14 protein-coding genes are annotated in these 13031 nt (G+C 63.8%); 2 read left to right on the forward strand and 12 right to left on the reverse strand.

Going from position 1 to position 13031, the window contains the following annotated elements:
* On the forward strand, positions 1-2663 hold a 2663-nt coding region (locus AZ34_RS09475; protein ID WP_035607454.1), incomplete at its 5' end, for a hemagglutinin repeat-containing protein.
* On the forward strand, positions 2660-3088 hold the full coding sequence (locus tag AZ34_RS18300; protein WP_155831771.1) for a hypothetical protein: 429 nt from the start codon (positions 2660-2662) through the stop codon (positions 3086-3088). The genes AZ34_RS09475 and AZ34_RS18300, both read left to right, overlap by 4 nt.
* Before the next feature lie 222 nt (positions 3089-3310).
* On the opposite strand, the gene AZ34_RS09480 is transcribed toward AZ34_RS18300, so the two are convergent.
* From AZ34_RS09480 to AZ34_RS09535, 12 genes are all read right to left on the reverse strand, one after another.
* The gene (locus AZ34_RS09480; protein ID WP_035607457.1) at positions 3311-5299 is read right to left on the reverse strand and encodes a peptidase U32 family protein; all 1989 of its coding nucleotides are present in this window, start codon (positions 5297-5299) and stop codon (positions 3311-3313) included.
* A 106-nt stretch (positions 5300-5405) separates the two neighbouring features.
* The gene (locus AZ34_RS09485) at positions 5406-6206 is read right to left on the reverse strand and encodes a peptidylprolyl isomerase (RefSeq protein ID WP_035607459.1); all 801 of its coding nucleotides are present in this window, start codon (positions 6204-6206) and stop codon (positions 5406-5408) included.
* Positions 6207-6257: 51 nt separating this feature from the next.
* Positions 6258-6593 carry a BolA family protein gene (locus tag AZ34_RS09490; RefSeq protein ID WP_419670206.1) on the reverse strand — a complete coding sequence of 112 codons (336 nt, stop codon included), beginning with the start codon at positions 6591-6593 and terminating at the stop codon, positions 6258-6260.
* Positions 6590-7147: a septation protein A gene (locus AZ34_RS09495; RefSeq protein WP_035607461.1), complete on the reverse strand. Its 558-nt coding sequence runs from the start codon at positions 7145-7147 to the stop codon at positions 6590-6592. Before AZ34_RS09495 ends, AZ34_RS09490 begins: the two co-directional genes overlap by 4 nt.
* 193 nt (positions 7148-7340) lie before the next feature.
* Positions 7341-7748, reverse strand: coding sequence for a peptide-methionine (R)-S-oxide reductase MsrB (msrB, locus tag AZ34_RS09500; protein ID WP_035607465.1), 408 nt, complete (start codon positions 7746-7748; stop codon positions 7341-7343).
* A 58-nt stretch (positions 7749-7806) separates the two neighbouring features.
* Complete coding sequence (locus AZ34_RS09505) at positions 7807-9354, reverse strand: protein adenylyltransferase SelO (RefSeq protein WP_051509657.1); 1548 nt, start codon at positions 9352-9354, stop codon at positions 7807-7809.
* A gap of 43 nt (positions 9355-9397) precedes the next feature.
* On the reverse strand, positions 9398-10441 hold the full coding sequence (arsB, locus tag AZ34_RS09510; protein ID WP_035607467.1) for an ACR3 family arsenite efflux transporter: 1044 nt from the start codon (positions 10439-10441) through the stop codon (positions 9398-9400).
* Position 10442: 1 nt separating this feature from the next.
* Entirely contained in the window at positions 10443-10931 is a 489-nt protein-coding gene (locus AZ34_RS09515; protein WP_035607468.1) for an arsenate reductase ArsC, read from the reverse strand.
* A 1-nt stretch (position 10932) separates the two neighbouring features.
* Positions 10933-11442, reverse strand: coding sequence for an arsenate reductase ArsC (locus tag AZ34_RS09520; RefSeq protein ID WP_035607470.1), 510 nt, complete (start codon positions 11440-11442; stop codon positions 10933-10935).
* A 10-nt stretch (positions 11443-11452) separates the two neighbouring features.
* Positions 11453-11953 (reverse strand): ArsI/CadI family heavy metal resistance metalloenzyme, encoded by a 501-nt coding sequence (locus AZ34_RS09525; RefSeq protein ID WP_035607471.1) that lies wholly within the window; start codon positions 11951-11953, stop codon positions 11453-11455.
* 78 nt (positions 11954-12031) lie between these two features.
* The gene (locus AZ34_RS09530) at positions 12032-12526 is read right to left on the reverse strand and encodes a GNAT family N-acetyltransferase (protein WP_035611346.1); all 495 of its coding nucleotides are present in this window, start codon (positions 12524-12526) and stop codon (positions 12032-12034) included.
* A gap of 17 nt (positions 12527-12543) precedes the next feature.
* On the reverse strand, positions 12544-12930 hold the full coding sequence (locus AZ34_RS09535) for an ArsR/SmtB family transcription factor (RefSeq protein WP_051509658.1): 387 nt from the start codon (positions 12928-12930) through the stop codon (positions 12544-12546).
* Positions 12931-13031 lie beyond the last annotated feature (101 nt).

Genomic DNA, 13031 nt, shown 5'->3' on the forward strand with positions numbered 1-13031 from the left:
AACAGCTGGTGCTGGCTGCCAAGGACAACGTCACCCTGATCGGGGCGGAGGTGAGCACCGAGGGCACGGCCGTGCTGTCGGCCACCAACGTGACGCTGGAGGCGGCGGCGGAGACGAGCACCAGCGAAACCAGCCACAGCGAGCACACGGTGGGCGGGCTGGGCAGCAAGCTGAACAAGGACGAGGTGTCGCTGGGCGGCATGAAGGAGGTGGAGATCACCGAAACCACCCGCACGACCAGCACCACGCACAAGGGCACGACGCTGAACGTGGGCAACTTGGCGGTGCTGGCTACGCAGGACGTCAACATCGTGGCGAGCCAGGTCGAGGTGGAAGGCCAAGCCATTGTGCAGGCTGGCGGTGACGTGAACGTCACGGGCAAGCAGGCCACGACCAGTACGGAGACGCGCACGGAGGTGGAAACGACCACCACTGCGGTGGCAGTGCGCAATGCCTATGTGGACGCGGGCATGGCGGCCAAGGCCGTGGTGGACGCAGCCAAGGCCGTCAGGGATGCCGACGAAGCTTTCAGCGATGCTTTCAAAAGAGTGGAAAGTGGTGAGTTGGCCAAGGCCGCGCTCAAGGACTATGAAATCAACCGGCAGGCCGCACGCGCCAACCTCGTTCAGGCGGAGATTGCTGCGGCTGCGGCTATTGCGGGCGCGGCAACAGCTGCATCCAGTTCCATGGGCACGGGTTTCTACGTGAGCGGCAGCGCGCAGAAGGAAGTAACCACCACCAGTACCACCCAGACGGCCAGCACCTGGCAGGGCAGCAGCATCGACGCGGGCAGCCTGGTGATCAGCGGCAAGAACACGACCATCGAAGGCAGCGACATCACGGCAGGCTGGCTGACACTGAACAGCGACAAGGTGCTCATCACCGCCGGCATTGACCAATACAAGACCGAGACGAGCAGCAGCACCAAAAGCGTGACCGCCAGCGGGGGTAGCAATGGCTCGGCCAATGCGAGCGCGAGCGCCAGCAGCAGCCAAAGCAGCAGCACGAGCTTGCGCAACGTGAACAGCACCATCAACGTAGGGCACCTGGAGAGCGACGCGGACAACTTCACGCTGCGGGGCGCGGAGGTGACAGCCAAGACAGCGGACCTGAACGTGGGCAGCCTGACGGTGCAGAGCCTGCAGGACACAAGCAGCAGCAGCAACAGCAGCAAGAGCGTGAATGTTGGAGCCGGATTCGGCGCGGGACGGGTGTCGTCAGTCAACGCCGGATTCAGCAACGGCAAAGGCAGCAGCGAGAGCAATGAAGTCGGCAGCCAGACACAACTGCTGATCACCGACGGTGTCAACAGCCAGATCACGGCCAAGGACACGACGCTGATTGGCGGGCTGATCGCCAATGCCACCCAGAACAAGGACGGCACGCTGATCGACCATGGCAAGCTGAACCTGACGACCGGGACGCTGACCGTCACCGACCTGGAGGACCGCAGCAAGAGCGAGCAGAGCAGCATGGGCCTACAGGCCAGCTCTGGCACGACGACGGTGAGCATGAGCAATCAAGGTCACAAGACCGAAGGCGAGACCCAGGCGACGCTGGGCCAAGGCAACATCACCGTGGGCGGTACCTCGCTGGACGAGCAGGATCAGTTCGCCGACCTGAATCGCAACGTGAACGAAAGCCAGATCACGACGCTGGACCAGCAGACAGCGGGCTTGAACGCCAGCGCGTCGATGGACAACCGCTGGTTGACCAGTACGGGGCGGCAAAGCCTGCTCAATGATCAGAAGAACCTAGGTGAAAACTCCAAAAAAGCAGCCGGTGGTGCAGCCAGAGATTTGCTGCGCGTGACAGGCACATATTCGGCTTATGAAGTGATGTTCACCGAAGATGCAAAAATGTACGCGATCAAGTACGGCGCTGACGGAAAGCCGGTGATGCAACAAGATGGCAGCCCGGAAAGGGAGGCGGTGACTGCCGAGCAAATGAAGAATCTGGTTCGAGGCGAGGATGGAAAGCTCTACATCTTCAATAATGGCATCTTCAACGATCAAAGCGCTGCTGCCGAAAACGCGGCTCAGTTCGGTGTTCCCAGGGATGGCGAGGCGAATGTTGATCGCAATCAATATTTCATCGAATTCAGGCAGGCCAGCAATCCTGTAGCCGAACTGGTAGTGGCTGGGTACCAAAAATACCTTGAGGGAGATTTTTGGGGGTTAACTAACCCAACGCAGTTGAACGTTGACATGATCAATCAGTATGGTGCGACAGGACTGACCCTTGATGGTCACAGCCGTGGAACCATGACCATTGGCAACGCCATGCAATCGGTTGTGAATTCTGGCGGCGCGGGTCGATCTCCTGGCTTGGATGTGAACTTCTTCGGTCCCGCATTCAACGCAGAATTTGCAGATGGTCTGCTTTCGCAATTGCAAGGCGGTGCCGCAGCAACCCAGAATGATCGTAGCGTGCACTTTCAGAACCATGCCTATGACCCTATCGGAACATATGTTGGGAGTAACCCCCCGTCCGGCGGCGTAGTACCGGAAGGTTCTAGTGGCTTTAACGAGGTGATTCGATCCATAGGAGGTAACGACACAAGTCACAACTGTTATGGGGGGATTTCCAATAGAAAAGACTGTGGTGGGTTGTGGGAAGACAAAACACCATCTTGGGATTTTTTCGAGAGGAATAAAAAATGAGAGGTTTTTATTCTGTATTGGGCATGGCGCTTTTTTTTATGGGTTGTGCTGGACCGCCAAGTCATTGGTATGAACTATGGGAAAAGGAAAATGAAACGCCTGATGAAGTCAGGAAGGCCTTGCTTGAATGTGGCGCACACAATCCTTTTGGTCCTTCAACTTGGCCTGCGTCCAATGAGACGAGCGAAGTTTCGAGGAATGACGAGTATGAAAATAGCGTTCGAGTGAGCTTGTGCATGCTTGAAAGTGGATATCAAAGCGTGAGCCGATTCCGTTTTGTGTGCGACACGAAAAGTGGAAAAGACGTGCAGGCGTGCAAACCTGAAAATGCTCACCTCATCCCTCGGCGCGACCCATCGGTGCGCTTGAATAGCGCTTATTGCAAGCACCCTATTTATTCCACATATCCTGCTTGCCAGCCGTAAGAAAGACTCCCACTTGGAGTCGAGAAGTCTCAAACGCCTAAGCGACGAACCCAATTCGACTGAAACTCCTGGCTTTGTCGCATAAAACGTCAACGGTATTTCCCGTGCCTGCTGCTTGATCACTGAGGGTTTGATCTTGCCCGCGACATGCATCTCGCAGGGTTTGCAGTCAAAGCGCAGGGTGAACTTTTCCTTGCGTAAGCCCCCAATTGGCTGGCGCAACTAAACCAACACCCCAGGCCTCGTCCGATAAAACGTCAACGGCTCCTCCCGCGCCTGCTGCTTGATCACCGAGGGTTTGATCTTGCCGACGACGTGCATTTCGCAGGGCTTGCAGTCAAAGCGCAGGGTGAATTTTTCCTTGCCCTGCGTGATGGTCATGGGTTCGGCGCGCACGGTGCCTTGCACGCCGGTGACGCCCTTGGCCTGCTTGGGGCAGAGGCTGAGTGAAAAGCGCACGCAGTGCTTGGTGATCATGAGGCTGGCTTCGCCCAGTTCCTCATGGCTTTCGTAGGCAGCATCGATGACCTTCACGCCGTGGCGGGCGTAGAAGGCGGCGGCCTGGCTGTTGTAGACGTTGGCCAGGTAGCTCAGCGTGTCGTCGGGGTAGGGTGCGGGCGGTTCCACCGGTTTTGTTTTCGGCAGGCGTTGCCAGGCTGAGGCGCGCGCGGTTTCGAGCGCGGCCACGGCGTCGCGGCGCAGGGCGTTGAGCAGGCTGGCGGGGATGAACCAGGGCTGGCTCAGTTCAAGCGCGATGCTCTGTGCTTCAAACAGCGTGCCGCCCAGTTTGCCCAGGTGCTCGCGCAGCGTGGCCTCGGCGCGTGTCGCGTCCTTGGCGCGTTCGTGCGGGTGCTGCAACTGCGCGCTGGCGCTGTGCAGTCCGTCGCTGAGGGTCAGGGCAAAGCCGCTGTCCGTTTCGCGCAGGGTGAGCGTGATGGGGATGAGCCGTTCGGCGGATTTCTTGTCGAGCAGGCGTTCCCATGCCATGTCGCGGTTGCGGCTGATTTCCGCGTCCTTGCGCAAGTCCTTGAGGGCGGAAACCGCCTGGCCTTGCAGCTCCTTGGGCATGTTGGGCAAGACGCGCCAGAGTCGTCCGCCGAGCGGTTTTGCCACGTTCACGGGCACGCCCTGCAGCTCGCCCTGGCGGTCCCACCAGGTCAGCGCGTCGCCGTTGTTGAGCGCCAGTTCGGCGCTCTTCAATTCCACGTCAAAGCTGTCGGCGTTGACGCGCGTGACGTGGCCGATGGTGATGCCCGCGTGCTTGGGCGTGTCGAAGGCGCCGATGTCCTCCCGGCGGCCATTGACGAAGTAGTCCGTGCCACCGCGGTTGAAGCCGCGTTCGGGGTCGGGTGCGAAGGTGTAGCGGCAGTGGCCGTCGGAGCTGGCGGCGAATTCGGGGCGGCGCGCCAACAGCTGGTCCACCAGTTGCCGGTAATGCGCCGTCACGTTCTTGATGGTCGCCATGTCCTTGTAGCGGCCCTCGATCTTGAAGCTGCGGATGCCCGCGTCCACCAGGGCTTCAAGGTTGGCACTCTGGTCGTTGTCCTTGAGCGAGAGCACATGCTTGTCGTGCGCGACGATGCGGTTCTGGCTGTCCGTCACGGTCCAGGGCTGGCGGCATTCCTGGCTGCAACTGCCGCGGTTGGCGCTGCGGCCCGTGACGGCGTGGCTGATGAAGCATTGGCCGCTGTAGGCCACGCAGAGCGCGCCGTGGATGAAGAACTCCAGCGTGGCGTCTCGGACCTCGGCCCGGATGGCCTGAATATCTTTCAGCGTCAGTTCACGCGCCAGCACCATCTGCGAGAACCCCGCGTCTTGCAGGAAGCGGGCTTTCTCGGGCGTGCGGATGTCGGTCTGGGTGCTGGCGTGCAGCTGGATGGGCGGCAGGTCCAGCATCGTCAAACCCATGTCCTGCACGATCAGCGCGTCCACGCCCGCGTTCCACACGTCCCAGGCCATGCGCCGGGCACCTTCCAATTCGTCGTCGCGCAGGATGGTGTTGAGCGTGACGAAGATGCGCGCGCCGTAGCGGTGTGCGTGGTTGCAGAGCCGCTCGATCTCTTCGATGGGGTTGCCCGCCTTGTCGCGCGCTCCGAAGGAGGGGCCACCGATGTAAACAGCGTCCGCGCCGTGGTTGATCGCCTCGATGCCGATGGCGGCGTCGCGGGCGGGGGCGAGGAGTTCGAGGTGCTGGGCGAGGCGGGTCGACATGATGGGGCGGGATTATCCCAGCCCGTAATGAATAAAGCGGCCGGGGCCGCGTTATTGGGGAATCTGCAGGCAAACGATGCGGCGGCTTCGGAGCGCCGCCGCCTGCTTATTTGATCTTGGCCTTGGCCCGCAGATTTTTCTGGAATTCCTCGAACTTGTGCTGGCCGATTTCCTGGGCCAGTTGGGGCTTCAGGTCGTCGAGCGAGGGCAACTGGATGTCGCGCACATCCTCGACTTGGATCAGGTGCCAACCGAATTGGGTCTGCACCGGTGCCTCGCTGGTCTGGCCCTTGCCCAGCGCTTGCAGCGCGGCGGCGAATTCGGGCACGTAGCCTTGGGCGGGTGCCCAGTCCAGGTCACCACCACGGGGGGCGGAGCCCGGGTCCTTGGAGTGTTGCTTGGCCAAGGCGTCGAACTTCGCGCCCTTCTTGAGCTGGGCCAGCAGGGCCAGCGCCTCGGCCTCGGTGGCGACCAGGATGTGGCGGGCGTGGTACTCCTTGCCGCCGTTGGCCGCTACGAAGCGCTGGTAGCCCTCCTGGAAATCGGCGTCGGTGACGGGGTTGGTTTCCTGGAAGCGGGTCACCAGTTCGCGGATCAGCAGCGACTCCTGCGCGAACTCGATCTGCGCACGGTACTCGGGCGTGGCCGCCAGGCCCTGGCGGCGCGCTTCCTGCGCCAGCAGCTCACGGTCGATCACGGCCTGCTTGAGCTCTTCCATGATTTCCGGCGTGGGCGGCTGGCCGCGCAGCACCTGGCGTGCCAGGGCGTCCACACGTGCCGTGGGGATGGGCTTGCCGTTGACGACGGCCAGGTTCTGGGCCTGGGCGACGGAGGCGGGCAGGGCCAGCGCGCCGAGCAGGAGGGCAGCGGACAGGGCCGTGGTAGTCGCGGAAAGCGTTTTCTTCATGATGGTTCAGAAGGGAGGGGAAAGGGAGAAACGTTCGAAGAAGGGCGAGCTTCAGAGGATCTCGATGGCCAGCGCATGCACGCTGTCTCTGGGTTCGCCGTTGGTGCCTGCTGCGGCACCCTGCTTGTTGTACGGGTCGAAAAAATCGTGCAGCGCATCATACACAAGGCGGTGTTGCGCCACGCGGCTGCGGCCGGTGAACAGTGGGCTGGCGATGCGCACGCGAAAGTGCGTGCCGTGCCCCGTGCCATTGGAGCCCGCGTGGCCCAGGTGGGCGGCGCTTTCGTCCAGCACTTCCAGGGCCGTGGCCTGCAGGCGTTGCTGCAGCACGGCTTGCATGCGCGCGGCCATGTGTTCCGTGCCGAGCAGACTGCCCTGGTCGTTCATGTCGCGTCGGCGTCCTTGCCAGTTGCGGTTTCGCCCTTGATGTGACGCGCGACGTAGAAACCCTGACCGATGATGAAGACCAGGGGGAAGACATAGCCCCAGAGCTTGAAGTTGACCCAGGTCTCGGTGCTGAAATAGGCCGCCACGTAAGCGTTGATGGCCGCCATGAAGGCGCAATACACCACCCAGGCGCCATTGAGCCGCATCCAGACGCCGTCCGGCAGCGTGAGCTGGCTGCCCAGCAGCAGCTTGAGGAAGTTCTTGCGCAGGCCCCAGACGGCCACGCCCAGGGCGAGGGCCATGGCGGCGTACAGGAAAGTGGGTTTCCATTTGATAAAGCGGTCGTCGTGCAGGGTCAGGGTGAGCGCGCCGAAGATCAGGATCAGCGCCAGTGTGATCTTGTGCATGGCCTGCAGCTTGCGGTCGATGCTGTAGATGATGGCCATCTGCGCGACGGTGGCGGCCATCAGCACGGCGGTGGCGATGTAGATGCCGTAGAGCTTGTAGGCCCCAAAGAAGAAGAGCAGGGGGAGGAAGTCGAGCAGGAGTTTCATGCGGGGGATTTTCTCATTCGGCCGGTGCTGGCTTGGTTCGGTGTCGGCGCTGGCCGTGGCGGCTACGGCGCGGGAATGGGGGACTGCTCCTCATACGATTTGCTGCGCAAATCCAAATCGTCGGGTTGCCCCATGCCCCGCGCCGAAGCAGGTGACTGGGTCGCAACTCTGAATGAAGGTCAGTGGTCGTGAATCAGGGCTTGTGTTCCAAGGCTGCGGAGTTCATGCAATAGCGCAGTCCGGTTGGGGTCGGGCCGTCTTCGAATACGTGGCCGAGGTGCGCGCCGCATTGGGAGCACACCGTTTCCACGCGCACCATGCCATGGCTCAGGTCGCGGCGTTCTTCGATGGCCTGGGGAGTGACGGGCTCGGAGAAGCTGGGCCAGCCGCAGCCGGCGTCGAACTTGGTGTCGGATTCGAACAGGCGCGCGCCGCAGCAGATGCAGTGGTAGCTGCCGGGCTGCCAGAAATTCTCGTACTTGCCGGTGTAGGGGCGTTCGGTCGCGGCGTGGCGGGTCACCTGGTAGGCACCGGGTTCGGCGTGCTTGGCGGCGAGCAGGGCCTGCCATTCGGCGGCGGTTTTCTGGATGGCGTAGCTCATGGTGGGGCTAGGGAATCAAGAAAGAAAAAGTGGGAACCAAGATGATTCAGGCAGAGGCTCAGGACGAGCAGCTGATTTCAATGGAGGAAGCCCAGTCGGGTGGGAAACCAGCCTCGGCCTCGAAGCCAGGGTGTTCGTCAAAAGGGCGTTCCAACAGCGTGAGTAGGCGGGCGACGCCGGTGTAGTCCTTGTCACGCGCCTGACGGATGGCTTGTTCACCCAGCCAGTTGCGCAGCACGAACTTGGGGTTGACGCGCAGCATCAGGTTGGCGCTGTCTTGCGCGTTTTCCTGTGACAGGCGTGCTTCGTAGCGGCGCAGCCAAGCGTCGAAGGCTGTGGTGTCGATGAAGAGATCGCGCAGGTTTTGCGCACCCGCCGAGCCGGGCTTGTCGGTCGCGCTGTCCGCGACATGACGGCTGAGGCGTCGCCAGAAAATCGTGTAGTCCGTGCGTTCCTGGGCCAGCACGCGCAAGGTGGCTTCCAGCAGTGCCCGGTCGTCCGCCTGCTCCGTGCGCAGGCCGAGCTTGGCGCGGTAACGGGCGTCGAGTTCCAGCGGGAAGCGCTCGCGGTAGACGTCCACGGCGGCTTGGGCCAGGGTTTCGTCCTCGATCAGCGGCAGCAGCGCCTGGGCCAGCGCATGCAGGTTCCAGTAAGCGACGTTGGGCTGGCGTGCATAGGCGTAACGGCCCGCCGTATCGCTGTGGTTGCAGATGTGGCCCGGGTCGTAACCGTCGAGGAACTGGTAGGGGCCGTAGTCCAGGGTCAGGCCCAGGATGCTCATATTGTCCGTGTTCATCACGCCGTGGCAGAAGCCCACCGCCTGCCAGTGCCCGAGCAGCACCGCCGTGCGTTCGCTCACGGCGGCCAGCAGGGCAGCGTAGGCATTGCCCTGGTAGGCGTCGGTCGTCCGGCACTCAGGGTAATACCGCTCGATCACGTAGTCGGCCAGCACGCGCAGTTCATCGATCTGTTCGCGCGCGGCGAAATGCTCGAAGTGGCCGAAGCGGATGAAGCTCGGCGCCACGCGGGTGACGACGGCGGCGATCTCGATGGTTTCGCGGCGCACCGGCGCGTCCGAACCCGTGACGCAGAGCGCGCGCGTGGTCGGCACGCCGAGCGCGTGCATGGCTTCGCTGGCGAGGAATTCGCGTATGGACGAGCGCAGCACGGCCCGGCCGTCGCCCATGCGCGAATAGGGCGTGCGGCCCGCGCCCTTGAGCTGGATTTCCAGTCCGTTTTCCGTTTCACCCAGCACCTCACCCAGAAGCAATGCGCGCCCATCGCCCAACTGCCCGGCCCATACGCCGAACTGGTGGCCGCTGTACACCGTGGCCACGGGGGCGCTGCCGGCCAGGGGCGCGTTGCCGCTCAGCGCGGCCAGCAGTTCTGAGGATGCGGTCCAGTCGGGTGTCAGGCCCAGCAAGTCTCCGACGGCGCGACTCTGACCTACCCAGTACGGCGGGTGGGACGTGGGCAAAGGCTGGGGCGCCAGCGCGGTCGCATAGGCTGCGCCCAGTCGGGCGTAGCGGTTGATCCAACGCAGGCCCGTCTGCACCGGTGCAGTGTCGCCCTGGGCAGGGGTGGCGGTGTCGAGAACGGCGGACATGTGCGCATTGTCTCGCAGCGTGCCCGCCCCTGGCCGGGTGAGGTTATGACGCGGCGCCGCGCTCGTACCAAGCCTTGCTGCGGTTGACCACGCGCACCACCAGCAGCATCACCGGCACCTCGATCAGCACGCCCACCACCGTGGCCAGCGCTGCGCCGGAGTCGAAGCCGAACAGGCTGATGGCGGCGGCCACGGCCAGCTCGAAGAAGTTGGACGCACCGATCAGCGCCGAGGGGCAGGCGATGGCGTGTTTTTCGCCCACGGCGCGGTTGAGGACATAGGCCAGCGCCGAATTGAAGAAGACCTGGATCAGGATGGGCACGGCCAGCAGGGCGATGATCAGCGGCTGGCGCAGGATGGCCTCACCCTGGAAGGCGAACAGCAGCACCAGCGTGAGCAGCAGGGCCACCATCGACCACGGGCCGATCATCCGCATGGCGGCGTCGAATGCGGCCGGTCCGCGCGCCAGCAGCGCACGCCGCCAGAGCTGGGCGATGAGCAGCGGCACCACGATGTAGAGCAGCACGGAAATGAACAGCGTGTCCCAGGGTACGGTGATGGACGCCAGGCCGAGCAAGAGCGCCACCAGCGGCGCGAAGGCCACCAGCATGATGCCGTCGTTGAGCGCGACCTGCGTCAGCGTGAACAGTGGGTTGCCGCCGGTCAGGCGGCTCCAGACGAAGACCATGGCCGTGCAGGGCGCGGCCGCCAGCAGGATCAGCCCCGCGATGTAGCTGTCGATCTGGTCGGCGGGCAGCCAGGGGGCGAACAGCTCGCGGATGAACAGCCATCCCAGCAGCGCCATCGAAAAAGGCTTGACCAGCCAGTTCACGAAGAGCGTCACACCCATGCCGCGCCAGTGCGAGCGCACCTCGCGCAGCGCGCCGAAGTCCACCTTGACCAGCATGGGGATGATCATCACCCAGATCAGCAGGCCCACGGGCAGGTTGACCTGCGCAATTTCCATGCGGCCGACGGCCTGGAACAGCTCGGGTTGCCATAGTCCCAGCGCCACACCGACCACGATGCACAGGGCCACCCACAAGGTCAGGTAGCGCTCGAACAGGTTCATCTCTGTTTTTTTCATGTCAGCTCTTTTCGATGGCTTCCAGCGCCATCTGCAGTTCCGCGTTGCTCATGGTGTCGAACTGGAGTTGCGCCAGCTGCAGCATGCGGTAGCCGATGGCCTGCCGCGTCAGCTCGAAGGCCGCGCGCTTCTGATCCTCGGGCGCCTTGGACGGGTCGGCGTAGCCCCAGTGCACCTGCACCGGGCTGCCCGGCCAGTAGGGGCAGGGCTCGGCCGCGGCCTGGTCGCAGACGGTGATGACCACCCGCATGGGCGGCGCGTCGGGATGGGCGAATTCGTCCCAGGTCTTGGAGCGAAACCCCGTGGTGTCCACGCCGGCCTGGGCCAGCACTGCCAAGGCATGGGGGTTGACGCGGCCGCTGGGTGTGCTGCCGGCGCTGTGGGCTTGGATGCGCGAGCCGAGCCGGCCGGCCCAATGGTTCAGCATGCCTTCGGCGAGCACGCTGCGCGCCGAGTTGTGGGTGCAGAGGATGAGGACGTGGGTGTTCATGTCAGGCGACCTCCTGCGCGGGGGCGCCGATGGCCCGCACCTGCTGCTGGATCGCCAGGCGATCCAGCTTGTCCAGGGGCAAGGCCAGCATCAGCTCAATGCGCCGTTTCATGGTCACGAAGGCCGCGCGGAAAGCGCGCTCTTGCGCTTCCTCGTTGCCTTGCACCGCCGCCGGGTCGGGCAGGCCCCAGTGCGCCGACACCGGCTGCCCGGGCCAGACCGGGCAGACTTCGCCAGCCGCCTGGTCACAGACCGTGAACACGAAGTCCATGACAGGGGCGCCAGGCTGGGCAAATTCCTCCCAGCTTTTGCTGCGGTAGCCCTCGGTCGCCATGCGATGCGCGGCCAGTGTTTGGAGGGTCAGCGGATGCACCACGCCCTTGGGATGGCTGCCGGCGGAATAGGCCTTGAAACGGCCTCGCCCCATTTCATTGAGGAGGCCTTCGGCCAGGATGGAGCGGGCCGAATTGCCGGTGCAGATGAAGAGCACGTTGTAGGTTTTCTCGATCATGGTGCAGGCCTCAGCAGCAGGACGACGTGGACTTGACCGCGATGCCCACAGGCTTGCCGCGTGGCGTGGCCTGTGCCGTGGGCGGGCAGCAGGCGGTGGCCTGGGTTGTGGTCCGGGTTGTGGCCGCGCCGGCGGTCTCGCTGAAGGTGGGAATGTGGTCCAGGGTGTGGAACTGCTCCCAGGCCAGGCCTTGCGGATCGGTCAACCAGTACTTGTCGCTGCGGGCGTAGCAGCAGGTGGTTTCGCCTTCGTCGTGCATGGCCAATTCCGCCTGCTCTGCCCGGTGCTTCAGCGCATGCAGTTCCTCGTCCGACTCGACCTGGAAGCCCAGATGATCCAGGCCCGTTTGCGCACCGCGCGTGGAGATGGCGAAGTTGACCGGCGGGTCCTGCAACATCCATTTGGCGTAGTCGCTCTCGGTGCGTGCCGGGGCGAGTCCGAACAAGGCGCTGTAGAAGGCGATGTTCTGGTCCAGGTTCTGGACATGCAGGTGGACGTGGAAGCGTTTCATGGGATCTCCTTGGAACGTAGGGGAGGGTGGGTGCTCAGAACGGGTGCCAAGAACAATGGACCGTCAGGGACTGATGCGTCAGAGTGGTTTCGACAGGCAACTGGCAGAGGCAGGGCAGAGCTTCGCGAACTGGGGCGCGGCCCGCAGGCCGTCCGGCAGCGTGGCGCGGTCGGTGTCGCGGTAGCCCAGCGCGCGGAAGAAGTCGGCTGCGGTTTCGGTCAGCAGCACGAGACGGCGCAGCCCGAGGCCGCGTGCCTGAGCCTCCTGTGCGCGCACCAGTTCGCGCGCCAGGCCTTGCCCGCGATGCTCTGGCATCACGAGCAGGGAGCGCAGCAGGCCGTCGCCATGGTGTGGCTCCAGACCGGCGATGGCGATCCAGGGCGCGGGGCGCTCTCTTGGCGACAGGTTCGACGTTCCTGCGGCGTCCGACGCGCGCAGCCCTAGAAACAATGACATGGACGCAGGCGACAGGTCCGCGTAGGGCAGGCCGGCCTGCGCCAGCAGGGCCTGGACGGCGGGGTGGTCCTGTGCGGTCAGCGTCAGCGCAGTGGGGGCGGGGGGAGTAACAGCCATGTTCATCCTGGGTGGGCTCAGCAGCAGACGGTTTTGCGCCCACCCTTGGAGGTGCCTGCGGCCTTGCCCGTAGGTGCGACATCACAGGCCGCGCCCTGACAGCAGTGCTCGGTCAGGTAGTCCAGCAGGCTGTTCATGCGGGCGAAGTCGGCCCGATAGACCAGGTGCCGTCCGTCCGGCTCACTGCTGACCAAACCGGCATGCAGCAAGGCCTTGAGATGGAAGGACAGGGCGCTGGGCGCAATGTCGAGCGTGGCGGTCAGTACGCCGGGCGTGAGCCCTTGCGGGCCGGCCACCACCAGGGCGCGAAAGACGCGCAGGCGCTGGGCTTGCGCCAGTGCGGACAGGGCGGTGACGGCATGGTCTTCGCCGAGCGGGGAGGGGCTTGCCTTTTCCTTTTTCATCGTTCAATGATACTTGAATTATTGAAACGATCAAGCGAGCGGCCAATAACGGCCCGATGGCCATGGCCCAGGCAGCGGTGCGTGCCCGGCTTGTCCCGCGA

The sequence above is a fragment of the Hylemonella gracilis str. Niagara R genome, assembly GCF_000600295.1.
Lineage (GTDB): Bacteria > Pseudomonadota > Gammaproteobacteria > Burkholderiales > Burkholderiaceae_C > Hylemonella > Hylemonella gracilis_A.

What these genes read in the sequence shown, in the direction of transcription:
- AZ34_RS09485 (WP_035607459.1), bottom strand. Translation starts at nt 6,206, where the DNA reads ATGAAGAAAACGCTTTCCGCGACTACCACGGCCCTGTCCGCTGCCCTC.
- AZ34_RS18300 (WP_155831771.1), top strand. Translation starts at nt 2,660, where the DNA reads ATGAGAGGTTTTTATTCTGTATTGGGCATGGCGCTTTTTTTTATGGGT.
- AZ34_RS09480 (WP_035607457.1), bottom strand. Translation starts at nt 5,299, where the DNA reads ATGTCGACCCGCCTCGCCCAGCACCTCGAACTCCTCGCCCCCGCCCGC.
- AZ34_RS09520 (WP_035607470.1), bottom strand. Translation starts at nt 11,442, where the DNA reads ATGATCGAGAAAACCTACAACGTGCTCTTCATCTGCACCGGCAATTCG.
- AZ34_RS09530 (WP_035611346.1), bottom strand. Translation starts at nt 12,526, where the DNA reads ATGGCTGTTACTCCCCCCGCCCCCACTGCGCTGACGCTGACCGCACAG.
- AZ34_RS09535 (WP_051509658.1), bottom strand. Translation starts at nt 12,930, where the DNA reads ATGAAAAAGGAAAAGGCAAGCCCCTCCCCGCTCGGCGAAGACCATGCC.
- AZ34_RS09515 (WP_035607468.1), bottom strand. Translation starts at nt 10,931, where the DNA reads ATGAACACCCACGTCCTCATCCTCTGCACCCACAACTCGGCGCGCAGC.
- AZ34_RS09505 (WP_051509657.1), bottom strand. Translation starts at nt 9,354, where the DNA reads ATGTCCGCCGTTCTCGACACCGCCACCCCTGCCCAGGGCGACACTGCA.
- AZ34_RS09495 (WP_035607461.1), bottom strand. Translation starts at nt 7,147, where the DNA reads ATGAAACTCCTGCTCGACTTCCTCCCCCTGCTCTTCTTCTTTGGGGCC.
- AZ34_RS09490 (WP_419670206.1), bottom strand. Translation starts at nt 6,593, where the DNA reads ATGAACGACCAGGGCAGTCTGCTCGGCACGGAACACATGGCCGCGCGC.
- arsB (WP_035607467.1), bottom strand. Translation starts at nt 10,441, where the DNA reads ATGAAAAAAACAGAGATGAACCTGTTCGAGCGCTACCTGACCTTGTGG.
- AZ34_RS09525 (WP_035607471.1), bottom strand. Translation starts at nt 11,953, where the DNA reads ATGAAACGCTTCCACGTCCACCTGCATGTCCAGAACCTGGACCAGAAC.
- msrB (WP_035607465.1), bottom strand. Translation starts at nt 7,748, where the DNA reads ATGAGCTACGCCATCCAGAAAACCGCCGCCGAATGGCAGGCCCTGCTC.